This is a genomic window from Acinetobacter sp. A2 (assembly GCF_012371325.1).
In the GTDB taxonomy this organism is placed as follows: Bacteria; Pseudomonadota; Gammaproteobacteria; order Pseudomonadales; family Moraxellaceae; genus Acinetobacter.
In genome coordinates, this window is the sequence record NZ_JAAZQX010000002.1 from 61243 (window position 1) to 86391 (window position 25149).

General features: G+C 41.3%; 19 protein-coding genes. 14 read left to right on the forward strand and 5 right to left on the reverse strand.

The features are described from left to right. Positions 1-18 precede the first annotated feature (18 nt). Both nagZ and HHA43_RS01285 read left to right on the forward strand, forming a co-directional pair. Positions 19-1098 carry a beta-N-acetylhexosaminidase gene (gene nagZ / locus HHA43_RS01280; protein WP_168541500.1) on the forward strand — a complete coding sequence of 360 codons (1080 nt, stop codon included), beginning with the start codon at positions 19-21 and terminating at the stop codon, positions 1096-1098. A gap of 227 nt (positions 1099-1325) precedes the next feature. After that, entirely contained in the window at positions 1326-2240 is a 915-nt protein-coding gene (locus HHA43_RS01285; RefSeq protein WP_168525630.1) for a class I SAM-dependent methyltransferase, read from the forward strand. A gap of 59 nt (positions 2241-2299) precedes the next feature. Here the strand turns inward: HHA43_RS01285 and HHA43_RS01290 are convergent, their stop codons facing one another. Beyond that, positions 2300-3634 (reverse strand): alpha/beta fold hydrolase, encoded by a 1335-nt coding sequence (locus HHA43_RS01290; protein ID WP_168460000.1) that lies wholly within the window; start codon positions 3632-3634, stop codon positions 2300-2302. A gap of 304 nt (positions 3635-3938) precedes the next feature. Between HHA43_RS01290 and HHA43_RS01295 the strand changes: the two genes are divergently transcribed. From HHA43_RS01295 to HHA43_RS01330, 8 genes are all read left to right on the forward strand, one after another. Further along, the gene (locus HHA43_RS01295; protein ID WP_168459999.1) at positions 3939-5204 is read left to right on the forward strand and encodes a glutamate-5-semialdehyde dehydrogenase; all 1266 of its coding nucleotides are present in this window, start codon (positions 3939-3941) and stop codon (positions 5202-5204) included. Positions 5205-5376: 172 nt separating this feature from the next. Then, the gene (locus HHA43_RS01300) at positions 5377-5787 is read left to right on the forward strand and encodes a hypothetical protein (protein WP_168541502.1); all 411 of its coding nucleotides are present in this window, start codon (positions 5377-5379) and stop codon (positions 5785-5787) included. Positions 5788-6125: 338 nt separating this feature from the next. Beyond that, complete coding sequence (locus HHA43_RS01305; RefSeq protein ID WP_168417900.1) at positions 6126-7340, forward strand: acetate/propionate family kinase; 1215 nt, start codon at positions 6126-6128, stop codon at positions 7338-7340. A 56-nt stretch (positions 7341-7396) separates the two neighbouring features. Then, entirely contained in the window at positions 7397-9535 is a 2139-nt protein-coding gene (pta, locus tag HHA43_RS01310) for a phosphate acetyltransferase (protein WP_168541504.1), read from the forward strand. A 197-nt stretch (positions 9536-9732) separates the two neighbouring features. Next, the gene (locus HHA43_RS01315) at positions 9733-10206 is read left to right on the forward strand and encodes a hypothetical protein (RefSeq protein WP_067763644.1); all 474 of its coding nucleotides are present in this window, start codon (positions 9733-9735) and stop codon (positions 10204-10206) included. Between the two features lie 5 nt (positions 10207-10211). Continuing rightward, positions 10212-11078 carry a hypothetical protein gene (locus HHA43_RS01320; protein WP_067763647.1) on the forward strand — a complete coding sequence of 289 codons (867 nt, stop codon included), beginning with the start codon at positions 10212-10214 and terminating at the stop codon, positions 11076-11078. Positions 11079-11091: 13 nt separating this feature from the next. Next, positions 11092-11469 carry a surface-adhesin E family protein gene (locus tag HHA43_RS01325; protein ID WP_067763650.1) on the forward strand — a complete coding sequence of 126 codons (378 nt, stop codon included), beginning with the start codon at positions 11092-11094 and terminating at the stop codon, positions 11467-11469. Between the two features lie 489 nt (positions 11470-11958). Continuing rightward, positions 11959-13485 carry a fumarate hydratase gene (locus HHA43_RS01330; protein WP_168417897.1) on the forward strand — a complete coding sequence of 509 codons (1527 nt, stop codon included), beginning with the start codon at positions 11959-11961 and terminating at the stop codon, positions 13483-13485. Positions 13486-13586: 101 nt separating this feature from the next. On the opposite strand, the gene HHA43_RS01335 is transcribed toward HHA43_RS01330, so the two are convergent. From HHA43_RS01335 to tig, 4 genes are all read right to left on the reverse strand, one after another. After that, complete coding sequence (locus tag HHA43_RS01335) at positions 13587-14303, reverse strand: DUF2846 domain-containing protein (RefSeq protein WP_136144672.1); 717 nt, start codon at positions 14301-14303, stop codon at positions 13587-13589. A gap of 193 nt (positions 14304-14496) precedes the next feature. Further along, the gene (clpX, locus tag HHA43_RS01340; RefSeq protein ID WP_168417895.1) at positions 14497-15807 is read right to left on the reverse strand and encodes an ATP-dependent protease ATP-binding subunit ClpX; all 1311 of its coding nucleotides are present in this window, start codon (positions 15805-15807) and stop codon (positions 14497-14499) included. 29 nt (positions 15808-15836) lie between these two features. Next, complete coding sequence (gene clpP, locus HHA43_RS01345) at positions 15837-16442, reverse strand: ATP-dependent Clp endopeptidase proteolytic subunit ClpP (protein WP_168541506.1); 606 nt, start codon at positions 16440-16442, stop codon at positions 15837-15839. A 190-nt stretch (positions 16443-16632) separates the two neighbouring features. Beyond that, positions 16633-17964, reverse strand: coding sequence for a trigger factor (gene tig / locus HHA43_RS01350; protein WP_168417894.1), 1332 nt, complete (start codon positions 17962-17964; stop codon positions 16633-16635). Positions 17965-18229: 265 nt separating this feature from the next. Between tig and HHA43_RS01355 the strand changes: the two genes are divergently transcribed. The 4 genes from HHA43_RS01355 (at position 18230) to HHA43_RS01370 (ending at position 24943) form a co-directional block, all read left to right on the forward strand. Next, entirely contained in the window at positions 18230-20476 is a 2247-nt protein-coding gene (locus HHA43_RS01355; protein WP_168541508.1) for a TonB-dependent receptor domain-containing protein, read from the forward strand. Between the two features lie 292 nt (positions 20477-20768). After that, positions 20769-23003, forward strand: coding sequence for a catecholate siderophore receptor Fiu (locus HHA43_RS01360; RefSeq protein WP_168541513.1), 2235 nt, complete (start codon positions 20769-20771; stop codon positions 23001-23003). Positions 23004-23162: 159 nt separating this feature from the next. Continuing rightward, entirely contained in the window at positions 23163-23846 is a 684-nt protein-coding gene (locus HHA43_RS01365) for a Fe2+-dependent dioxygenase (RefSeq protein ID WP_168525619.1), read from the forward strand. Then, on the forward strand, positions 23843-24943 hold the full coding sequence (locus HHA43_RS01370; protein ID WP_168541515.1) for an alpha-hydroxy acid oxidase: 1101 nt from the start codon (positions 23843-23845) through the stop codon (positions 24941-24943). Before HHA43_RS01365 ends, HHA43_RS01370 begins: the two co-directional genes overlap by 4 nt. The last annotated feature ends 206 nt before the right edge of the window (positions 24944-25149 follow it).

Sequence of the window (25149 nt, forward strand, 5' to 3'; positions counted from 1 at the left end):
CGAATACGGACACCCACTATGATTGGCGCATTGATGCTCGACATTGCAGGTACAGAGCTTACCCAAGAAGATATTGAACTATTACGCGCTCCGCAAGTCGGTGGCGTAATTTTATTTGCCCGAAATATCCAGTCACCTGCTCAAGTTCGTGCCTTAACCGATCACATGCGCCAAGTCCGTCCAGATATTTTAATTGCAGTGGATCAGGAAGGTGGCAGAGTTCAACGCTTGAAACAAGGTTTTACCTTATTGCCTGCTATGGGTAGATTTGGTGAACTGTACCAGACTGAACCAGAACGTGCGCTGAAACTTGCCGAAGAGTGTGGCTGGTTAATGGCCACCGAGGTGCTGGCTGTAGGTATTGATTTTAGTTTTGCACCCGTCTTGGATTTAAATGACATCAGCGATGTGATTGGAGATCGTGCTTTTGCTCAACAACCTGCCGACATTATTGCTTTGGCAGATGCCTTTTTACGCGGAATGCACCGCGCAGGTATGGCTACCACAGGCAAGCACTTTCCTGGACATGGTTCGGTTAAAGCGGATTCTCACGTGGCAGCCGCCATCGATTCACGTACCTTTGCAGAAATTCAGCGGCATGACCTGCAAACCTTTATCCAGTTGCAAAATCAGCTAGATGCCTTAATGCCTGCACATGTGATTTATGATCAAGTCGACCCAAACCCTGCTGGTTTTTCTGAATTTTGGTTACAACAAGTCTTGCGTCAAGATATGGGTTACGATGGCGTACTCTTTTCAGATGATTTAAGCATGCAAGCAGCCTGTGTTGCAGGCGATGCCGATGCCCGTTTGCGTGCAGCCTTAGCTGCAGGCTGTGATATGGGCTTGGTCTGCAACAACCGTGCAGCGCAACAACTGGCTTTAAATGCGATTACGGATTTTCCTTTGCCTAATCAAGCTCGATTGGAACGTATGCGTGGCAAAATTCCTGCCCTAAACACAGTTGAGTTGCGTGAAACCCTCGACTTGGGTGATGAATGGCGTACAGTGCGTGATCGCATCTTAACCTTTAAAGAACAAAGCGCAGCCTTATTGGCAGCGCAAGCCAGTCGAGACCCAACCGCTTATACAATTTAGATAAGCAGTACAAATAGTGCAGTTAAACCAAACTCAACCTGCACTTCATTTGAGAATCTGAGTATTACTTTTACGATAAAGAGACACGACAGCGTGTCTCTTTTTGATTATGATAAAATTTCTCATATTTTCAGCATGGCTTACATTCAGGATTTTGACCTGAGTTTATTTCTAAATAGCTGTGAAACCACATGACCACCATATAAAAAACTAAGGTCCAAATTCGTATGACAAGAACCGTAATTTCCCAAGAAGATCACTCGCAGAGTTCAGATACTTCCCCTGTAGCACCACCGCTATCTAAGCATCGCCATATTTCTTTTACTGCACATTACACGGGTTATATCTGGTATCAAATGGGCATATCACACCCCGTATTTGCAACCCGAAAAGGCAAGTTTTTAGCCAAATTGGTGCATCCTCTAGAAAACTGGGCAGAACGTCATGTGGGCGGAAGTATGCGCAGCACACTCAAACAACGTCACCAAATGATTGATGCACATTTGAGCCAACTGATTCAGCAATATCCGCAACTACAAGTACTCGAAATTGCGTCTGGACTGTCGCCACGCAGTTGGAACTTCCGACAAAAATTTCCTGAATTGAATTACCGTGAATTAGATTTGCCAGATATGGCAAAAATTAAGACTCAAGCTTTGCAACAAATTAATCCCGATGTGCCTGAAGTGCTCACAGGTGACATTTTCAGTGAATCTTTCCAAGATATTTTTGAAAATTTTGACCACTCGCAGCCGTTGGTCATTATTAGTGAAGGCTTGATTAACTACTTTAACTTAGACATGCTGCAACAGCTATTACAAGGCATGTGTAACTACACCCAAGACTTCCCAGAACTGCATTATTTAACTGACATTTACCCTGAACCCGTTAAGAACAAATTGGCCAGTTTTATTTGGAGTTCGAGTCGCTTACTGAAATTTATGTCACGCAGTGCCTTCACTTTCCATTTTCAATCTCCACAGCAATTGTCACAGTTTTTTCAAAGTGCAGGTTTTGAGCAAGTCAAGGTACAACAGCCACAGTTATATTTTTCCAGCGCCCCGCTAGATAACTCAAATGAAGAACATTTGGGCGATCTAGTCTGGATGATTCATGCCTACAAAAAAAATAGCGTGGCTTAGCACGCTATTTTCATTCTTTCTTATTCAAGTAATTTCAGCTCTATGAACTCACAACATCCCTAGCAGGCATATTCTAAATTTTGGGCAAGTGCTTTTTGACGCGCTACATAACGCAACAAACGCTCTGCTACATCAAAACTACCATGCTTAAACAATGCACGCAGTTGCGACCCTTCACTTTCAAAAATCAAGCATTCTATACTAAAGCTGCCTTCTTCATCTTGTAGCTGCAAGGCCATATCCCGTTCAAATTGTGCTGCCTGTGCAGCCAACGTTGGATTTTCAAAATCAAGTAACACACCAAAGAAGTTTAAATCGACAATGTGCGTGGCAACATTCAAATCAGAATGACGATGCTGCAAATGACTATGCGGGTTCTGTATAGCAATGCGAGCCTCACCACGACGCTCCATAGTCAGAAGCTGCGCACGTGTCATGGGAATAATACCCTCTAATTCCTGTATAGGCTCATCCCTTAAAAAAGTCGCAAATAAATTCATGGTTTCTTTGCGACGTTGTAATTGCGGCACATGATCTGCATTGGCAATCATGGCAAATTCCATATTTGGGCACTGTAAGGCAAAGTTGGCATTTTCATGTGGCAAGGTAAAACTGTCATATTGCCCACATGCCACCAGCACTTTACATTGAGGGATAGGCACATCAGTCAAGCGCAATAAACGGTTGCAGTTCACATCGTAGCGATCTTGCTCAGTGGCAGTAAAATCTGCCATTTGTCGGTAAAACAGACGCTTTGCGGTAGGCGACATACGGGTTTGTTCCATTTTGGCATGATTCACCAAGTACAAAATCACCGCCTGACCAAACTCATCCATGCGCTGTTCTTTCATTAAATGCAGCGATTCTTCAAGCAACATACGCCAACTTTTACGGGTCTTTTGCATCACCCCCATTAAAATCATGCGGTCAATCAATTCAGGGCGCTGATCTGCCAAACAGGACGCCACCACTGAACCGAGTGACATGCCCATCACCGAGACTTTGTCTAAACCGACTATATCCAACCAGTCACCCAGCATGTGCCCCAAGTCATGCAGTTCCAACGTTCCTGCAGACTCACCTGTTTCAACATTGGTCATTTGCTGATTAGCCCCCATAGAAGGCATATCAATTAAAATAATCGGGCCAGCACGAAATAATTGCTCTACGCAGTATTTATAAGAATTAAAATTCTGGAATGCCCCGCCAACAATCACAATAGGGGTTAAATGGGCAGTTTCAGGCTGTGCAATCGCCATATATTCCACTTTCCAGCCATTGATCCAAGTGGTGCGAGCGGGTTGTTTAAAACTGTGTTTATCGTAAATATCAAAAAAACAGACATGAGACCCTGAGTCCTGTACGTCCGTGTCCATTTGGATCATGGAATTCATATTCCCTACCTCCATGCGCATTTTATTTTTATTGTGCAAGTGTTCGTAATAGAACGATTGCCAGCTTTACCGAAGTGGCATCCTGCTTATTGTTGTGAATGACATCATTGTCTTATCGCATCATTCTATACAGGTGCTGATTTTATACGCAACAATTTCCATGACCGCTCATCTACTTTTAAAGATGAATAGATTACAAAATATTTAAAGATTGAACAATTTAGTCAATTTTCCGCCTAGATGCTTCATTGTACAGGCACAGACTGTTAATATCAGATAGAAATTTCTAAGTGATCAAACCGCTATGCAAGAGTCTATTGAACAATATATGCAAACGGTAGGACAACAAGCACGCCAAGCCTCTCGTGTCTTAGCAAGCGCTTCTACCCAATCTAAAAACAATGCGTTATCGGCTATTTATACGGCATTGGAAAATAGCGAGTCTGCTATTTTAGCTGCCAACCAAATTGATATGACCAAAGGTCGTAACAATAACTTGGATAGCGCACTGCTAGATCGCTTAGAACTCAACCCCGCACGTTTTAAAGGTATGTTACAAGGCCTGAAAGATGTGATTGGCTTAATGGACCCTATTGGTGAAATTACCGATATGGCCTATCGCCCATCTGGTATTCAACTAGGCAAAATGCGTGTGCCACTGGGTGTGGTAGGCATGATTTACGAATCACGTCCGAACGTGACCCTTGAAGCTGCATCTTTGGCTTTAAAATCAGGCAATGCCATTATTTTACGTGGTGGTTCTGAAGCATTGGAATCCAATCAAGCCATTGCAACTGCGATTCAACACGGTTTAAAAGCTTCAGGTTTGCCAGAAACTTCGGTGCAAGTGATTAACACTTCAGACCGTGCTGCAGTCGGGCAACTGATTACCATGTCTGAATATGTGGATGTAATTGTGCCACGTGGCGGTAAAAGTCTGATTGAACGCATCAGCAATGAAGCACGTATACCAGTGATTAAACATTTAGATGGTAACTGTCACGTATTTGTAGAAGCACAGGCTGACTTGCAAAAAGCGCTACCAATTGCACTGAATGCCAAAACGCACCGTTATGGCGTGTGTAATGCTATGGAAACCTTGTTGGTCGATGAGCGAGTTGCTGAGCAATTTCTACCTCGCATTGCAGAACTGTATGCAGAGAAACAAGTCGAATTACGCGGCTGCCCTGCAACCCAAAAGATTTTAGGCACGACTGTCAAAACTGCCACAGAAGAAGACTGGTACACCGAATATCTAGGTCCAATTTTGGCGGTTAAAGTGGTTTCAGGCATAGATGAAGCGATTGAACATATTAATAAATATGGTTCACATCATACCGATGCGATTATTACTGAAAACTTTAGCTTGGCGCGCCAGTTCCTTGCTGCGGTCGATTCAAGCTCAGTCATGATCAATGCATCTACTCGTTTTGCCGATGGTTTTGAATATGGCCTTGGTGCTGAAATTGGTATTTCAACCGACAAAATCCATACTCGTGGCCCTGTGGGCTTAGAAGGCTTAACTTCTCAAAAATGGGTAGTCTTTGGTGATGGTCAAATTCGCCAATAAAATCCATTTGTAATTTTGCAACATCTAAATGTAATGTTCAGCTTCACATGAAGCTGAACATTACCCGACGACTCGCTTTAGACACAGTTCCACTACACACTTTCAAATTACACTCGCCTAAAATTTAAAAATTGATGATTAGAAAAAATCAGTAAAAAGAGTGACCTTGCTTATGTTTTATTACTTAATTATTAATACTTTTGCCTTGGCACTTTTAGTGTCATTTGTGGTGATGCGTCTATTCTCTGGCTCCATTAATGCTATTTTGGCACGTATCATTCACGACCCTATCCATGAAGCATGGGCAAAATACACCAAGTTTGCAGGCATGGTGGTGGGCACATCATCAGGCATTCGTATTTACGATATGGAAAAATACATCACGCCGCTGACCTATGCCGAAAATGATAAAAAAATTGTAATAGAACTGACTCAGGAGCGCTGGGTACTAGAAATTTACCGCACCATTATTGAAACATTGCAAGGTTTGGCTTGGATGATGCTGGTATTTTTTATGGTGGCATTAATTGCTTATGTGATTGTCCGCTGGTCGGAAATTAAGTACGCAGCTAAATCCAAATAAACCAAATTCAAATTAAGAAATAATTTAAAACAGTTTGCCACTCGTCTAGGCAATGAAGTGTGCTATGTTAAGAGAATACAACAGGAATTAAGCAGAAAAATTGACCGTTATTTCATAAATAAATGAAAGTTTCGGACTGATAAATTTTAATTATTTATGATTTCATGGTCGATAATGCTTAAGTCTAATCTCCTAAAGTCTATCTAGGAGCAACAAAAAACCCATGATAAAACATACATACTGATCAAGATTGCAGCGCAACACATTGCCATTTGCCATCCTTGCCGCGCAGCTTGATTCACTAGGGATAACTTCAATTAGAATTCGGGTACATAAACGTGACTACATCAGTATTAGTGATTAACTGCGGATCTTCTTCTATTAAATATGCACTCGTGTCTGAGCGCCGCGAAGATCGTATTTTTGGTTTGGCAGAAAATCTAGGTTCTGCTGATGCACGCATTAAAGGTGTTACCGTCGGTGGTGAACCTCTCGAACTTTCTATTCCACATGCTGACCACGAAAAAGCATTGGAAACAATTTTAGGCCGCTTGTCTCAATATAAGCCTCAAGCTATTGGTCACCGCGTTGTACACGGCGGTACTTTGACCAAAGCAGAATTATTAACAGAAGAAATTGTTCAACGTATTCGTGAAGCAACTCCGCTTGCTCCGTTACATAACCCAGCACACTTGGTGGGTATTGAAGCAACGATGCGTTTGTTCCCAGAGCTTCCGCAAGTCGCTGTATTTGATACTGCATTCCACCAAACTATGCCTGCACACGCTTACCGTTATGCAGTACCTAAATTCTTATATACTGACCACAACGTACGTCGTTATGGCTTCCACGGTACAAGCCATGCGTATGTTTCAGAGCGTGGTTCAGAATTGGCTGGCAGCTTTAAACAAGGCGGCTGGTTAACAGCTCACTTAGGTAACGGTAGCTCAACTTGTGCGATTTGGAATGGTCAAAGTGTAGATACATCTATGGGCTTAACCCCACTTGAAGGTTTGGTAATGGGTACCCGTAGTGGTGATGTAGATCCAAGCTTACACAGCTTCCTTGCAAGCAACTTGGGTTGGGACATCTACAAAATTGACAAGATGCTAAACAGCCAAAGTGGTTTACTCGGCTTGTCAGGTTTATCGAACGACATGCGTACTTTAATTGAAGCATCTGAACAAGGTAATGAAGATGCAACGCTTGCTATTGAAGTATTCTGCTACCGTTTAGCTAAATCTTTAGCTGCGCTTAGCTGTGGTCTACCACGCTTAGACGGCTTGTTCTTCACTGGTGGTATTGGTGAAAACTCTGCTTATATCCGTGAAAAAACAGTATCTTACTTACCGCACTTCGGTTTTAACTTCAGCAAAGAGCGTAACGACAACTTAAAACGTGGTACTGAAGGTCGTATCGATGCTGGTACTGGCCCACAAATTTGGGTTGTACCAACTGACGAAGAAGGTCGTATCGCTAAAGAAACTGCGCACGTTGCTGAGGAGCTAAAGTCAGCTGGAAAAAAGTCTGAATGTGATGCTGCGATTGCTTAAGCAATCGTAGTATCTGGTGTGCCTTCAATAAATTCCTAAATGATTTAGAAAAAACTATGAAAACAATACTTTTGGTTCCTACTGAAATTGGTGTTGGCTTAACATCAGCATGTCTAGGTTTAATTTACGCTTTGGAATGCCAAGGCGTAAAAGCAGGCTTTTTAAAGCCTTTCTCGCAAGAATTACAGCCAGAAGCAGACCGCACTACAGCGTTGTATCGTCATTTATTCAAGCATGAAACTGTTGAGCCGATTGCTTATAGCACGCTGACTGAACGCTTAAAAAATGATGAAAACGACGAATTGCTCGAAGATGCAGTACGTTTACATCGTGAAATTTCTAAGCACCATGATGTGATTATTGTTGAAGGCGTGTTGCCAAACGGACGCGATCCTTTTGCAACTGAACTGAATGCTACTTTGGCCAAAGCACTTGATGCAAAAGTCATTATTGTTAGCAATGCCGACATTAACAACGCTGCAAAAACAGCTGCCAAAGTAGACAACCAATTACGTTTCTTTGGTGGCGCAAGCTGCGAACGTACTGCGGGCGTATTATTCATGCGTACCAAAGGTTTGCCAGAAGATTCTGCACAAATTCCAGTTACACTTGATCCAAACTTACGTTTGATTAGCGACACCAACCAATTCGTTAGTGCGATTCAAACTACGCACCCAATGATTGGTAAAGACTGTATGCCTGTAATTGGTTTAGTACCATTCAGCAATACTTTAAGTGTGCCACGTATGTCTGACTTGGCTGCGCACATTTCTGCTGAATGGATTAGCCAAGGTGAAGCTGCGCAGCGCCGTGTTCTACACAGCAGCCTGATTGCATCAAACATCGAACATGAAATGCACAAGTTTGTTGCAGGCGAACTAATCATCAGTGGTTCTGACCGTGTAGATGTATTGCTTGCAAGTAGCTTAGCTAGCAGCAATGGTATTCCACTTGCAGGTTTAGTTTTAACTGAGCATCAAACACCAAGTGCGCAAGCTTTAGAATTCTGTCAAACGGCGATCAAAAATGGCTTGCCTATTTTACACACCAAATTGAGCACCTTTGACACTGCACAACAATTGTTAAATCTCAGCAATGAAATTCCTGTAGATGACACTGAGCGTGCTGAACAAGTTACTCGTTTTGTTGCGAGCCACATCAACGCTGACTGGTTAACGCAATTAATTAGCGATTCACACAAACCACGTTTATCGCCTTCTGCATTCCGTCACGAATTGGTGCAAAAATCAATTGCAGCGAAAAAACGTATTGTATTGCCTGAAGGTGATGAACCACGTACCGTTCAAGCTGCAGCAATTTGTCAATCACGTGGTATTGCCCACTGTATTCTATTGGCAAAACCTGAAGCTGTCGTAGATGTTGCCAAAGCACGTGGTATTGAACTTCCACACGATTTAGAAATCATTGATCCTGATTTGATCCGTGAAAACTATATCGAAAAAATGGTGGAAATGCGTAAAGGCAAACTCACTGAAGACCAAGCACGTGATCAGCTACAAGACACTGTAGTACTTGGTACCATGATGTTGGCACTTGATCAGGTCGATGGTTTAGTTTCAGGTGCAGTACACACCACTGCCAACACTGTTCGCCCTGCATTCCAGCTGATTAAAACTGCTCCAGACTACTCATTGGTCTCTTCAGTATTCTTCATGTTGTTACCAGATGAAGTCTACGTGTACGGTGACTGTGCAATTAACCCAGACCCAGATGCGGAACAATTGGCTGAAATTGCAATCCAGTCTGCAGACTCTGCAAAAGCGTTTGGTATTGACCCACGCATTGCGATGATTTCTTATTCAACCGGTACTTCAGGTACAGGTGCTGATGTAGAAAAAGTAGCGAAAGCGACTGAAATTGCGAAACAGCGTCGTCCTGATTTACTGATTGATGGCCCATTACAGTACGATGCAGCATCTGTTGAAAGTGTTGGTCGCTCTAAAGCACCTAACTCTGAAGTTGCAGGCCGTGCCAATGTGTTCATTTTCCCTGACCTGAACACTGGTAACACGACTTATAAAGCCGTACAACGTGCAGCGAATGTCGTAAGTGTTGGTCCGATGCTGCAAGGTTTGAATAAACCTGTGAATGACTTATCTCGTGGTGCATTGGTAGATGACATTGTGTTTACCATTGCATTGACTGCAATTCAAGCAGAACAACAGTCGAGCTAATCAAATATCTGCCTGATATTCAAATCAGACCATTCAATGATGTAAAAATTGAATGGTCTATTTGTATCTGAACTATGTTTACTGTATCTTTTAGATTCGTTATTTTATGTATACGACTCATTGATATATAAAGTAATTTTTAACTAAAACTTTAAAAATAAAATAATTTCTAACTTATTCTTTAGAGGGAATAAAACATGATTCGTCAACTCATGCTACTTGGCTGTTTCACCTTGACTAGCACCTTTACTCAAGCTGGCTGGCTCACCAAAGCCATAGACAAATGGAACTCGTCAAGCGACCTAAATGAAAATATTTTCGTTCAATATCCAACAGTTCAAGAGTATTTTCACGATAAATTTAAAAGTCCACGTCAAATTGCATTGAATAATGTTTCATACAAGGCTGGTGTGGTGATGTATGAACGCGCTCAACAATATTGTGAAAAAGACTTAGGACAACTGGTTCAAATTGAACAACATCCTAAATCTTTATATCCATATCGTGGGGCAGAAATTTTAGATACACCAAACTTACAAAAATATTATGGTTTATTTGAATGTCAAAATATTGCCAACCCTTGGAAAGTCTATTTTGATCATCAAAATCAACGCATTATTCAAAGCCTAACGCCAATCTTGTCTGTCGATGTCAGTTATGTATTTGAGTAATTATCATGAATAAGAAAATTTTAATCTTCACATCAAGTCTGTTGTTACTCACAGGCTGCCAAGTGACAGGCGAACAAAATAATCTTTATCAAAAAGTTTTAAGCTATTCAGGTCAATCTACCAAAAGCGAACCCTTAAATGGCGCACAAAATCGTTTTAGTATTATTGTGCCAAAAAGTAGTGTCAATGAAACCACACGTTTTAAGGGATTGGTGTCAAACCAAAACTACTTCTCTAGTTTAGCGCGTAGTCAATATTTTGATCATATTTGGAAACGTTATTATTCAACTTTAAGATCACTCTCTGATACCACGACAAAGCTTCGTATTTGTAACAGTACTTTTGCTGAAGATCGAAGACAGCCTTCTTCTGTCTCTAACTCATGCAGTGAAGTCACTTTAAAAACCCATGTCAAAGACATTGGTTCAGCCTATCAGATTAATTTTGAGGGTATTAACGTCGACCAGCATCAGCAAAGTTTTGCACTCTCAAAAATTGAGGTTCCCAATGTCTATAGCTCCGTTGGCGTGCTAGATCAAAACCTTTTGAAATCCACCTTCGGATATTATGATCGTATTGAATTTAAGTCGAAACTCAAAACTGAACAATTAGCACAAAAACTTGGGCATCAATTTGGTTCAGTCCAAATCTATAAAGATAATGGTGAAATATATCTTCAAGTCAATTTTGACCATGAATATAGAGTCGATCAAGCTGTCTCACCGATTAACTGCAAAACCAACCCTACAAAGCCAAATGTTGCACCGATAATCAGATGTGATTATGCAATTTTTTCTGCCAAAGGGATTTCAGACTACCGTCAAAATAAAATACAAACAGAAAATTTTATCAAAAAAGTCTTTTTAAATTAGGATGAAAATAAAAATGAAAAAACTACTTCTTATACTAATGAGTATCATCGCGATCCAAAGTGTATATGCTGAAAACTTTAAAACCATGCTGAGAAATAATGGAATTACTTTCCAGATTGATTTAGATAGCATTAAGAAACAAGGGCAATATCACCATGTCGTTGTGGCGCAAAAATTTAATAACACCAAAACAGAAGGCGCTCTCAAATATAATGAATTACGCTCAGATTTCATTTTGGACTGCGCTTCAAACCGTGAATACATTTCACGCTTAAGCCGTTACCAAAATGGCACCATGGTCTGGGAAATGGCCAATCCAGAAAGCTTTAAATTGGAGAAAAATGACTCAGGAATGATTGAATATATTTGTGAAAATGAAATTAAATCTTAAAAATTAATTTTTTGTGATTTTAAATATTCGATTATTTTTATGATCAATACTAAAGACATAAAAAAGAAGATGAAGCTTAGGCTTGATCTTCTTGTTGACCGTAGAACCAAGTAGCTGCGATAAACATAGAAAAACCAATAACTGATGCAACGACTGTAATCATAAAAACATACTCAAGTTTCGATGAGTGCATTATGCGAAAGTTTTATGACAGTTATATGACAATATAAAATTCATTGTAATATTTAATATAAATATAATTTTCAATAACTTAATGATAATTTAAATGAAAAATCAACCTGTAATAAATGAAATATGACAGCGAAGATGACGCTTTTCTTGTCATATATGACAGTTTTTAACATAAATATGACACATAGATGGCCTATTAAACTTTAGACCCAAAACGCTGTATAAACGCCCACAACTTTCTGTTTTTATCTTATAATTTAGTCCGCTAGCTATCCGCCCGCTCAAGAGATTTTTGATATGACAACTATTATCAAGCAAGATGACTTGATCACTTCGATCAAAGACGCGCTTCAGTTTATTTCCTACTATCATCCACAAGACTTCATCCAAGCGATGAGCCGTGCTTATGATCGCGAAGAAAACAAAGCTGCGAAAGATGCGATTGCACAGATCTTAATTAACTCACGTATGTGTGCAGAAGGCCATCGTCCAATCTGTCAAGATACTGGTATCGTAAACGTATTCCTTGAAGTGGGCTTAGACGTTAAATTTGATTTAACCATGAGCTTAGATGATGCGATTAACGAAGGTGTACGTCAGGGTTACCTAGAAAACTCAAACGTGCTTCGTGCATCTGTATTGGCTGATCCTGCATTTGGTCGTAAAAACACCAAAGACAACACCCCAGCAGTCATTCACTACAAACTCGTTCCGGGTAACAAAGTTGATATTACGGTTGCTGCTAAAGGTGGCGGTTCAGAAAACAAATCTAAATTGGCCATGCTAAATCCATCTGACTCAATTGTAGACTGGGTACTTAAAACTGTTCCGACCATGGGTGCAGGCTGGTGTCCACCAGGTATGTTGGGTATTGGTATTGGTGGTACTGCTGAAAAAGCCATGATGCTTGCAAAAGAAGCACTCATGGAAGAAATCAACATGGACGAATTATTGCGTCGTGGCCCACAAAACAAAATGGAAGAACTCCGTATCGAGATCTTCGAGAAAGTAAACGCATTGGGTATTGGCGCACAAGGTTTAGGCGGCTTAACTACCGTTCTTGATATTAAAATCAAAGACTATCCTTGCCACGCTGCGGGCAAACCAGTGGGTATGATTCCAAACTGTGCGGCAACACGTCACGCACACTTCCAGTTAGATGGTTCAGGTGTTGCACACATTCAAGCACCTAAACTGGATGACTACCCAGAAGTGACTTGGGACTCTTCTAAATCTAAACGTGTAGATTTGGACAACATCACTCAAGAAGAAATGAACACTTGGCAGCCGGGCGATACTTTATTATTAAACGGTACGATTTACACAGGTCGTGATGCTGCGCACAAACGCATGGTAGACATGATCAACAATGGTGAAGAATTGCCAGTCGACTTAAAAGGCAAGTTCATTTACTACGTTGGCCCAGTTGACCCTGTGGGTGACGAAGTGGTTGGCCCTGCAGGTCCAACAACAGCAACACGTATGGACAAGTTCACACGCCAAGTATTAGAACACACTGGTTTGTTCGGTATGATTGGTAAGGCGGATCGTGGTCCTGCAGCAATTGAAGCTATCAAAGACCATAAAGCAACTTACCTTATGGCTGTAGGTGGTGCGGCTTATCTTGTATCTAAAGCTGTACGTGAAGCAGAAGTGGTTGCTTTCGAAGACTTAGGTATGGAAGCAATCTACAAGTTCAAAGTTGAAGATATGCCTGTTTCAGTTGCGGTGGATGTAAACGGTACATCAATCCACGCCATTGCACCAAAAATCTGGCAAGCTAAAATTGGTAAAATTCCTGTTGTAGACGCTGCAGCAGAATAATTTTCCAATACAGTGATATAGAAAAAGCACCCAACTTTGGGTGCTTTTTTATGCATGCTAGAAATGAATAAAAGCAATGCGCGAGATAAAGATGAAAAACCTTACCAGGTTCTAGGATCCCACAACTTAAATGGCTGGGTTAAATGCACATCTTCTGCAGGGTCATATTTCTCATGCTTAATTTTTTGTGGCTTTTTGCGTAACTTGCCTGTGTGCTGATCTTCCGCAACAAAGTTATAGCTTTCTGTTTTGAGTTGGGTAAATGCGATTTCCTGTTGTGCGGTACTTGTAGGCATTAAAATTAAAGGCCCTGAAACTTCCTTACGGGTACTCAAATTTTCTTCGTCATACTTAATAAAATATGACTGCCCTGCCTGCACCTGAAAATCTAAATACTTCGGTTTTTGAAAATGTAATGCCCCCAAAGGCCGACTTACACTTAAACGATACTCACCTGGTGCAAGTTCAATCCAGTAATAATGATTGTGCAATAAACTTGGAATCCGATGCTTATTGATAAACATACTGGCTGCGACAATTTCCTGCCTATTCCACTTAGAGTCAGGGCGATACAAATACACAATGGCCGCATCTTGATGCTGTGCCTGAATGGGCTGAAAACGCTGCCCGAGCTTTTGATTAACCCAACCACCAATGGTCATCATGCCTAAGCGGTGCTGCTCTACAAAACCAGGCTTTTGTTCTAAATCTAAAACTTTTAAGGTACTCGGTGGTTGCGTTTGTTGCACCACGTTTTTTTTGCCATGACATCCCACTAACATTAAACTGGTCACGACCAAGATTGCGACACCACGCATGTCTATCCCTCACTGCGTTTCTTATTTTTGTAAATTAAGTTTTTGCAAATCAAGCTGCAAATTCATTTTGCAATTGTTGTTTTGAATAATAGGCGTCCGCGCCTTGAACTAAGATTAACACCGCCTTGTTTTTTTTGACAATAAAAAACGTGCCGAAACTTAGCGTTTCGGCACGTTTCAGACGAACAGCGAATTAAGCTGTTTTGCTGTCTAATACTTTTAAGTCGACTTTTTCTTCAACTGGCTCTTCAGCTTTGGCTTGACGCTCGACCTGAAATTCAGGCTTCGCACCTTCATCAATCACAGCCTCAGTCACCACCACCGTGCCTACATCGGTACGGCTTGGTAGGTCATACATGGTTTCAAGCAAAGCATTTTCTAAAATAGAACGTAAACCACGTGCGCCTGTATTACGTTCAAGGGCTTTTTTCGCCACTGCACGTAAAGCCGCCTCTTCAAAGACTAAATCGACATTTTCCATCTCGAATAAGTATTGATACTGACGGGTTAGGGCATTTTTTGGTTCAGTCAGAATTTGCAATAATGCATCTTCATCCAGTTCATCTAGTGTTGCGATCACTGGCAAACGACCAATAAATTCTGGAATTAAACCAAACTTCACCAAGTCGGTTGCTTCTACCTGACGGAATAAATCCGACAATTTCTTGCCTTCATCTTTTTTCTTCACGTCTGCAGTAAAACCAATCCCGCCTTTTTCCTGACGTTGCTGCACAATTTTCTCTAAACCAGAGAATGCACCACCACAAATAAACAGGATATTTGAGGTATCAATTTGAATGAATTCTTGCTGCGGATGCTTACGTCCACCTTGAGGTGGAATAGATGCAACCGTGCCTTCAATCATTTTAAGCAAGGCTTGCTGAACACCCTCACCTGATACATCACGGGTGATAGATGGATTTTCAGACTTACGCGTGATCTTGTCGATCTCATCGATATAGATAATGCCTTTTTGTGCTTTTTCTACATCGTAATCGGCTTTTTGCAACAGCTTTTGCACAATGTTTTCGACATCTTCACCCACATAACCCGCTTCGGTTAATGTGGTCGCGTCTGCCATTGCAAAAGGAACATCCAATAGGCGCGCCAAAGTCTGTGCAAGTAAGGTTTTACCCGAACCTGTTGGCCCAACCAGCATGATGTTACTTTTTGAAATTTCGACAGTATCGTCTGTCTTATGCCCTTGCTGGGTCACTTTCAGACGTTTGTAATGGTTATACACTGCAACCGATAAGGTTTTTTTCGCAGTGTCCTGACCAATCACATACTGGTCTAGCGCAGCACGAATTTCATGTGGTTTTGGCAATGGACGTGTTGCCCAATCACCCGACTCAACTTGTTGACTGGTCTGAACCAAGTCTAAGCATACGTCCACACATTCATTACAGATGTATGCGTCCTCGCCTGCAATCAGCTTCCCGACTTCAGACTGCGTTTTACCGCAAAATGAACAATGTTTTTGTCCCTGAGGATGTTCGGACATAGTCACTCCAATATCTCAATCTTTAAAACTTATGGACGTTTTGTTAAAACTTCATCCACAAGACCGTATTCCTTCGCTGCCTGTGCAGTCATGAAGTTATCACGGTCGGTATCTCTTGCGACAGTTTCATAGTCCTGACCACTATGTTCTGCCATTAAACGGTTTAAACGCTCTTTAATGAATAGAATTTCACGTGCATGAATTTCAATATCAGATGCCTGACCACGGAAACCACCAAGTGGTTGGTGAATCATGACACGCGCATTTTCAAGACAGTAACGCTTACCTTTTGCACCTGCGTTGAGCAGGAAAGCACCCATAGATGCTGCTTGTCCCATACAGTAAGTCACAACATCAGGCTTAATAAATTGCATGGTATCGTAAATTGCCATACCTGCAGTCACTGAACCGCCTGGTGAGTTAATGTATAGGTGAATATCTTTATCTGGGTTTTCTGCTTCTAAAAATAACATCTGCGCCACAATTAAGTTGGCCATATTATCTTCGACTTCACCCGTCAAAAAAATGACACGTTCACGTAAAAGACGTGAATAAATATCAAAAGAACGCTCACCACGAGAGGATTGTTCAACCACCATGGGTACTAAAGCATTTTCAATTATTGGAACATACATATGGTTATTTATTCCTAAATTCTTGTGACACGACTCATGTTCACAATATGAGGGATAATTGTCTAAATTGCAAAATATTCACAGCTTAAATCGTAGATATTTTGAGTTAAATGTTGTCGATCTGTGAAAAACCCAAAAACTGCGATGCAATAAAAAAGGCGCACAAAGCGCCTTTTTTACCTAAAGCCAATTAGCCTTGTTGACGAGCTTGTTGCTCTTTCAATAAGTCTTCATAGCTTACAGATGTATCAGTCACTTTTGCAGAAGCCAAGATGTGATCTACAACCTGATCTTCTAAAACAACTGCTTCGATTTGTGAACGCTGTTGTTTGTCATTTTTGAAGTATTCAATTACTTCGTTTGGATCTTCATAAGAAGAAGCCATATCTTCGATGTAAGCATCTACACGTGCTTGGTCAACTTCAAGTTTAGCATCTGCCAATACTTTGCTAACCAATACGCCTAGTTTTACAGATTTTTCAGCTTGTTCTTTGAACAATTCATCTGGAAGCATGCTTGAGTCAAATGCTTTTGCACCTTGCGCACCAAACTGCTGAGTGAATTGTTGAATCATTTGCTGACGTTGACGGTCAACTTCTTGAGCAACCATCGCTGCTGGAAGTTCAACTTCGTTTGCAGCAACCAAAGCATCAAAAGTTGCGCCTTTCACTTGGTTACGTAAACCATTTTTCACTTCACGTTCCATGTTTTTACGAACGTCAGCTTTTAATTTGTCTACGCCATCTTCTTCAGAAATACCGAAGATTTGTAGGAATTCAGCATCAATTTCTGGAAGCTTTTGCTTTTCAACAAGTTTCACAGTGATTTTGAATTGAGCTGCTTTACCTGCAAGGTTTGCTGCTTGGTAGTCTTCAGGGAAAGTTACATCAATAACTTTCTCTTCGCCTTTTTTCATGCCCACGATGCCATCTTCAAAACCAGGAATCATGCGACCAGAACCAAGTACTAGTTTAAAGTCTTCAGCAGCACCGCCTTCAAACTTCTCGCCATCTACAGTGCCTTCAAAGTCAAAAGTCACTTGCATGTCTTTTTTCGCCATGCCTTTGGTTTCTGCCCAAGAAGCACGTTGCTTTTGAAGATTTTCAAGCATTTGCTCAACGTCTTTGTCGTTCACTTCTGAAGACTTACGTTCAACTTCTAAACCTTCAAATTTCACTTCAACTTCTGGATAAACTTCAACAGTCGCTTCGTAAACTAAAGCGTCGTCTTTCATTTCAGTTTTTTCGATGTTTGGCATACCAACAGCGTTGATTTTTTCTTGTTGGATTGCTTCAAAAACGGTGTCACGAATAATGTCGTTCACCACTTCTTGATAAATACCCGCACCGTATTCACGACGAACAACGTTTACAGGCACTTTACCTGGACGGAAGCCGTTGATCTTCACAGTTTTGGCAGTGCGTTTCAAGCGAGCTTCAAACTGCTCGTTAATACGGCTCGTCGGTACAGATACATTTAAACGACGGGCAACGCCCGAAACCGCTTCAGAAGTTACTTGCATGGCTTCCTCGATATAGTTAGTAATAACAGTTTATAAAAAAGTGCCACATTATATGACAACATTAAAGGATATACAAAATACGTTCTGATCTCGACTGAATTTTTTTAATCGGCACGCTATTTTCTGTAAATTTTCAACTTTGTGTATATTTCTTGTTGTAAATAAGAATCCTTATCATTATTATTAGCCAACTCCTTCATGAATGATTCTAATTACCATATAGGTCTGAATTAGGATCATTGATTCATATTAGAGATATAATTTTATGACTAAGTTCAACCTACACCCGCTGTGTCTTGCATTACTTGGGGCAACCTCTACTGCTGTTTTCGCAAATACCTCTACCGATGCGACTTCAACCCACCAACTTTCCACAATTGTGGTTTCAGCGGCAGGTTTTGAACAAGAGCTAAAAAATGCACCTGCTTCTATTAGTGTGGTGACTGCAGACAACCTAAAGAAAAAGGGTATTACTAACATTGCTGATGCGTTAAGCGAAGTTCCAGGCGTTGACATTCGTAATGGTCAAGGTAAAACCGGTGGCTTAAATATTCAAATGCGAGGGTTAAATCAAGCCTATACTCTTATTTTAATTGACGGACAACGTCAAAATACATCAGGTTCAATTGGCCCAAATGGTTTTGGTGAATTTTCTACAAGCTTTATGCCACCACTAGCATCTATTGAGCGTATTGAGGTGATTCGTGGCCCAATGTCAACGCTTTACGGCTCGGATGCAATGGGCGGGATCATCAATATTATTACTAAAAAAGTTGCCTCAGAATGGAATGGTAACGTTTCTGTTGAACACAATATTCAAGAAAATTCTGATATTGGTAATCACTGGAAAACTAGTGCTGTCGTAAATGGTCCATTAATTCAAGATAAGCTTGGTATTCAAGTACGTGGTGAGTTTTTCCACCGTGATGAATCTGATCGTCTTGTGACACCTGCAAATACATTAGATGAAGGTAGCCAAGGTCGTGATCCGCGTACTGTAGAAGCCAACAACTATGCAGTCGGTACAAAGCTTACTTTAAATGTTACAGACAATGTCTCAACTTGGGTTGACTTTGATCACGCTGAACAGCGTTTTAATAATAGTGATGCTCGCTTAGGTGAACTTTACGAATTTAACCGCACAACGGGTCTACCATCTGGTCCGGGTTCATATATGGATGAGATTAAATTCTTAAGAGATCGTATTTCTGCGGGTGTTGATACTGAATTAAATTTCGGTCAGTGGAAAACTTTTGCGAGCTATGTCACTTCTGAACAAGAAGGTCGTCGTCTTCCGAAAGGAAATGTACCTGAATACAACTACTACTCTGATGGTACTCAGAGTCGTGTCTTAGAAAATAAAGATTTAACAGTTGATTCTCGTATTATTTCAACACTTGGCAATCATAAATTGACTGCGGGCGTAGAATATAAAAATGGCGAAACCATCGACAACACAGCCGGTAGCGGCGTTGCTTTTGAACAAGATTCTTGGTCAGTATTCGCTGAAGACGAGTGGAACCTAACTGATTCTCTTGCATTCACTTTGGGTGGTCGTTACGAAGATCATAGTGCTTTTGGTGGCCACTTCACACCACGTGCTTACTTGGTTTGGAATACCAATGATCAGTGGACATTAAAAGGTGGTGTAAGTACTGGCTATAAAGTTCCTACAGCCAATGATTTGCATGATGGTATTAATGGTTTTAGCTCGCAAGGTCGAAACGTAACTTTGGGTAACCCGGGTCTCAAGCCTGAAGAAACCACAAACTATGAGCTTGGCTTTGTTTACGACAACTTATCTAATTTCTCTTTAACCACAACTGCTTTCTTTACTCAATTTAAAGACATCATCATTAGCAATGCACGCGTAGTTGAAAACTGTTTATGGGCCAATCGCCCAGCAGGACAAGCACCTGCAGCTGACTGTATGACTGTCGGTAGTTTCGATAACCAACAAAACTTCGGCTTTAAAGGTAATGCAGACAAAGCTGAAAGCTATGGTGTTGAGCTCAGTGCAAAATATGACATCTCTCCAAGCTTTGATGTAAAAGCAAACTATACCTGGTTAGAGTCTGAAATTACTGAAGGTAAAAACAAAGGTAATCCTATTGAAAATACACCTCGTCATGCGTTGAACCTTACAGGAACTTGGTATGTCAATGATAAGTTTACAACATGGTTAGAAGCTGAATATAAATCTGATCGTGTACGTTTCACGAATCCTGATCTAGATGACCTAGATGTTAGCCGTGAAATTGATGCGGTTGGCAATAAGTTAAAAGCATATGAGCTATTTAATTTAGGCGCTTCTTATAAAGTAAATAACCAAGTGACTATTTCGGGTCGTGTAAACAACTTATTAGATAAAGATTTTGGTGATTACAAATCATTTATTAATAGTGATAACGAAGTTGAAAATGCTTTCTTGTACACGAAAACAACCAGTGGTATAGCAGGTACTTATATTCCTGACCGTAACTACTGGCTCTCTGTTTCTTATGACTTCTAAGTCTTAAACTTCATCTCAAACCCTGCTTCGGCAGGGTTTTCTGTATTTACTCCCAAGTCATTCACGTTCACATCGTTTTCTTAAATAAAAATATTGATAATGATTATTATTTTCAAATAAGAATTAAAGGAAAGCACCATTCTACACATTGTTGTTGATAATGATTCTCAATACAATTAGCAACAATTGTTATAGACGTCATAACAACAACTTCACACTTTATTCATTTTGAACTAAAAACGCTGAATAAAGCGTGGCCTCCTGTTGGTTTACATTTAGGGAAATACCATAAATGGCACAGATCAAAAGCCGCAAACACAATCGCTCTGCGCAACTGATGGCTTTAGCCGCCTCTCTTCCACTACTTGCACATGCCGCAAGCCCTGAAGATGACGTCACCCACTTACCCACCATTACGGTTAAATCGGAAGCCGAAAGTAAATACAAGGCAGACAGTTTAAGCTCTGCAAAATACACACAGCCGTTGTTGGATACTCCACAAACCATATCTGTAATTAAAAAAGAAATCTTGCAGGAGCAAGGTGCAACCTCGTTGGTTGAAGCCTTGCGTAACACTCCAGGCATTACCTTGCAACTTGGTGAAAATGGTAATACCAGCGCAGGCGATGCCTTTCAAATGCGAGGTTTTTCTACCCAAACCTCAACTTATGTCGATGGTATTCGCGATTTAGGTGCTATCAGCCGTGATGTCTTTAACCTTGATCAAATTGAAGTGGTCAAAGGCCCATCAGGTTCAGAAGCAGGTCGTGGTGCGGCTTCGGGTTATATCAATTTGGTGAGTAAATTACCGCAAAGTGAAAACAGTCAGGAAATTTCTGCCAGCTATAACACCGCAGAACATGCCCGACTCTCTGCAGACATTAACCAAGTCATCAACCCCAATACGGCGTTTCGCCTGAACGTGATGGGGCAAGAAGGTGGTGTGGAAGGACGTGACTATATCGAAAATAACAGTTATGCCATCGCTCCTTCTCTTGCTTTCGGATTAAACACGGCCACTCGTTTATATTTGTATTCTCAACACATCAGACAGAGGAATATTCCAGATGGTGGTATTCCAACAATCGGCATGAAGGGCTTTTATAACTCAGACTCGCTGTTAGCGACTGCACCTAAAGTCAATCGGGAAAACTTTTATGGTCATGTCAATGACTATGAAGATGTCGATGCAGATATGTTTACGGCAATAATTGAAAGTGATTTAACGGATCGGCTCAAACTGACCAACACCACCCGTGTAGGCAAAACGCAGATGAATCGGGTGCTGACAGGGATCAATACTGGTGCTAGTGGTTTAAGAACCAATGGTTCATCTGACCCAGCACAATGGGAAGTGAATCGCTCCCGCCAAGGCGTAGATCAGGAAAATAAGATTCTGGCTAACCAAACCACTTTAAATTTCGATCTACAAACTGGCGCTGTTGAACATGATGTTGTTGCAGGTATGGAGTTTTTAAAAGAACAGCAATCCAGCAAACTGTTGGCCACACAATTGCCAGGTGAAGCGACCGTCAATACACCTTGGGCTAATCTTTATCGACCTGACCGCAATCAAGCCATGCCAGCGCTTATTTATAATGGCGGTTATACCAATGGTGAAACCCAAACTGCCGCAGCTTATTTATTCGATACTTTAAAATTTGGAGAGCGTTTCCAGCTGAACGGCGGTGTTCGGGTCGATTATTATGAAACCGATTATCAAGGGCTTACTCTGCCACGCGGAGGGAATGCCTTGGTCGCCAAAGACCTCAGTACGCACGACACATTGTTAAGCTGGAAACTTGGCGGTGTGTATAAACCTACTTTAAATAGCAGTGTTTATGCATCTTACGCAAAATCACTGACTCCGCCAGGCAGTGCCAACTTCACGCTGTCTGAATCAGGCAATGATGCGATTAATGCGCAGCCTCAAGAAACCCATCATTATGAAGTAGGCAGCAAATGGGAGTTATTGCAAGGCAAACTTGCTATGGCTGCTGCTGCGTATCGTACAGAAAATGAAAATCAATCGACCATTGATCCGATTTCCCAGCTAGCCGTGCAGGAAGGTAAAAAACGTGTCGATGGTGTTGAGCTAAGTGCTGTGGGGCAAATTACCGATGCCTGGAATATTTCTGCAGGCATTGCCCACATGAAAGTTAAACAACTGAATCAACGCTCATCAAGTAGCACAACATTATCTGAACGCTGGTCACCTGAATGGACTGCAAGCTTATGGTCAACCTACGACTGGGCAGGCTTTAAATTTGGTTTAGGCGCTCGTTATGTTGATAAACAAAAACGTGTAGTCACTGACAGCACCGCACCTGCCAACATGCCGAATATCCCAGGCTATGTCGTCTTTGATGCTTTGGTAGGCTACAACTTTAACAAATACGCTTCACTAAATCTGAACCTCTACAACCTTGCCGATAAAGAATATATCAGCACCCTTAACAATGGTGGTGGTCGTGTGGTTCTTGGACAGCCACGCTCGGCAACGCTTAGCTTGAATTACAAGTTCTAAGTAATTGCAATAAATCTATAGCGTAGCTCAAAAGAGACTATATAGATTGGTTCGGGCGATGAGTCGCTTTCATAGCACAGATCGCTCGAACTTTTACTACTGAACCATAATGTCGAGTATTCAATTTTTTGAATTATAACTTTCACAGGAAGAATCAATATGATGCTTCACATTCCTAACGTACTCAGTAAAGTGCAAGTCCAGCAAATTCGGGCTGAGTTAGACAGTGCATCGGCTTGGCAAAATGGCCAATTCAGCGCAGGCGCGCAAGCACAAAAAATTAAACAAAATTTGCAGTTTGATCCCAAACATCCGAGTTATGCAGTACTGGCGCAAGAAATACTTAGTGCTCTCAAACAACAGGCTTTATTGCAGTCATTTGCCTTGCCGCTGCATATTCTTCAGCCAATGTTCAATTGTTATCAAAACACAGGAACTTATGGCAATCATGTCGATAGTGCGGTGCAATATTGTGCGCAGGCACAACGTCCGATTCGTACTGATGTTTCTATGACTTTATTTTTAAGTGAACCCGAAGAATATCAGGGAGGTGAACTGATTATTGAAGACAACTATGGAAGTCATGAAGTTAAACTCAGTGCGGGCGATGCGATTGTGTATCCTGCGACCAGTTTACATCGGGTTGAACCAGTAACAGTAGGCCAAAGAATTGCGGCATTTACTTGGTGTCAAAGTATGGTGAAAGATGACTGGCAGCGCAGTATGTTGTTCAATTTAGACATGACCATTCTGCAATTACGTCAACAACTTGGTGATACCGCAGAAGTATTGTCCCTGACTGCGCACTATCACAATCTGATTCGTCAATGGAGTCAATTATGAATACCGCACCATTGGCAGCCTTAAACCATATTCCCCCACATTTACAAACGATTGCCGACTATCAAAAACAGGCACAACTACATTTGGATACAGCCACATGGGCCAATTTAGAAGGCGCTGCGGGCGATGAATACAGTCTAAATAATAACCGGGCTGCTTTTGCCAATATTCAATTATTACCACGTCACTTAAATTCTTTTAAAGGTGCCAATACGCAGATTCAACTTTTAGGCAAACACTATCCACACCCGATTTTTTTAGCCCCCGTGGCTTATCAACAGCTATTTCATCCGCAGGGGGAAATTGCCACAGCGCAAGCCGCTGCCGCCCTGAAAGCGCCCATGATTCTCAGTCATTTAAGCACCACCTCAATGGCAACGCTTGATCAGGTTTCTTCTGCTCCAAAATGGTTTCAGCTATATTGGCAAGGCAGCCATGAAGCCGCTTTGGATTTGATTTTTCAAGCCCAGCACTATGCTTATCAAGCCATTGTTCTGACTGTAGATGCTCCCCACATGGGTATTCGAGATCGTGAACGTCGTGCTTACTTTCAGTTACCCGCACATATTCAGGCAGTGCATCATCATCCTATGAGTACAGCAACGCTCAAGGACAATCAGCATGCTCTATTTGATGGCTTAATGCAGCAAGCTGCCACATGGGAAGATATTGCTTGGCTAGTCCAACACAGTCCACTCCCTATTTTACTCAAAGGTATTTTACATCCTGCCGATGCACAACAGGCGTATCAATACGGCGTACAAGGGATTATTGTGTCTAATCATGGTGGTCGAGTTTTAGATACCACGGTCAGTCCAATTCAAGTTTTAAGCACGATGCGAAAAATTTTACCGCACGATTTTCCCATTCTATTGGACAGCGGTATCCGTCGTGGCACAGATATTTTTAAGGCATTGGCCTTAGGGGCAAATGCAGTATTAATTGGACGGCCATATATTTATGGATTGGCAGTTGCAGGTGCACTAGGGGCAGCACATAGCATCAAGCTCTTAAAAGAAGAATTTGAAGTGAGCATGGCACTCATGGGAACAAGCTGCATCGAACAGATTAACGACAGTTATATTTATCAGAAATAAAACAAATAACAGAAAAAATTTTCAAAGCTATGGCTATATTTGCAAAAAACAGGGAATTATTACCCTTGCAGATCGATTAACATACAGATATTGGTTTACAAGTGCCATGATTCGACTTTTAGCGATAGTCTCCTGAAAACAACTTGTAAATTGATAGAATAGACACAATCTATATTTATAGTAAGTTGCCGTTATCCACGACCGAT

Coding starts and splice junctions, on each gene's coding strand:
- nagZ (WP_168541500.1), top strand. CDS start 19: ATGATTGGCGCATTGATGCTCGACATTGCAGGTACAGAGCTTACCCAA.
- HHA43_RS01285 (WP_168525630.1), top strand. CDS start 1,326: ATGACAAGAACCGTAATTTCCCAAGAAGATCACTCGCAGAGTTCAGAT.
- HHA43_RS01290 (WP_168460000.1), bottom strand. CDS start 3,634: ATGAATTCCATGATCCAAATGGACACGGACGTACAGGACTCAGGGTCT.
- HHA43_RS01295 (WP_168459999.1), top strand. CDS start 3,939: ATGCAAGAGTCTATTGAACAATATATGCAAACGGTAGGACAACAAGCA.
- HHA43_RS01300 (WP_168541502.1), top strand. CDS start 5,377: ATGTTTTATTACTTAATTATTAATACTTTTGCCTTGGCACTTTTAGTG.
- pta (WP_168541504.1), top strand. CDS start 7,397: ATGAAAACAATACTTTTGGTTCCTACTGAAATTGGTGTTGGCTTAACA.
- HHA43_RS01315 (WP_067763644.1), top strand. CDS start 9,733: ATGATTCGTCAACTCATGCTACTTGGCTGTTTCACCTTGACTAGCACC.
- HHA43_RS01320 (WP_067763647.1), top strand. CDS start 10,212: ATGAATAAGAAAATTTTAATCTTCACATCAAGTCTGTTGTTACTCACA.
- HHA43_RS01325 (WP_067763650.1), top strand. CDS start 11,092: ATGAAAAAACTACTTCTTATACTAATGAGTATCATCGCGATCCAAAGT.
- HHA43_RS01330 (WP_168417897.1), top strand. CDS start 11,959: ATGACAACTATTATCAAGCAAGATGACTTGATCACTTCGATCAAAGAC.
- HHA43_RS01335 (WP_136144672.1), bottom strand. CDS start 14,303: ATGCGTGGTGTCGCAATCTTGGTCGTGACCAGTTTAATGTTAGTGGGA.
- clpX (WP_168417895.1), bottom strand. CDS start 15,807: ATGTCCGAACATCCTCAGGGACAAAAACATTGTTCATTTTGCGGTAAA.
- clpP (WP_168541506.1), bottom strand. CDS start 16,442: ATGTATGTTCCAATAATTGAAAATGCTTTAGTACCCATGGTGGTTGAA.
- tig (WP_168417894.1), bottom strand. CDS start 17,964: ATGCAAGTAACTTCTGAAGCGGTTTCGGGCGTTGCCCGTCGTTTAAAT.
- HHA43_RS01355 (WP_168541508.1), top strand. CDS start 18,230: ATGACTAAGTTCAACCTACACCCGCTGTGTCTTGCATTACTTGGGGCA.
- HHA43_RS01360 (WP_168541513.1), top strand. CDS start 20,769: ATGGCACAGATCAAAAGCCGCAAACACAATCGCTCTGCGCAACTGATG.
- HHA43_RS01365 (WP_168525619.1), top strand. CDS start 23,163: ATGATGCTTCACATTCCTAACGTACTCAGTAAAGTGCAAGTCCAGCAA.
- HHA43_RS01370 (WP_168541515.1), top strand. CDS start 23,843: ATGAATACCGCACCATTGGCAGCCTTAAACCATATTCCCCCACATTTA.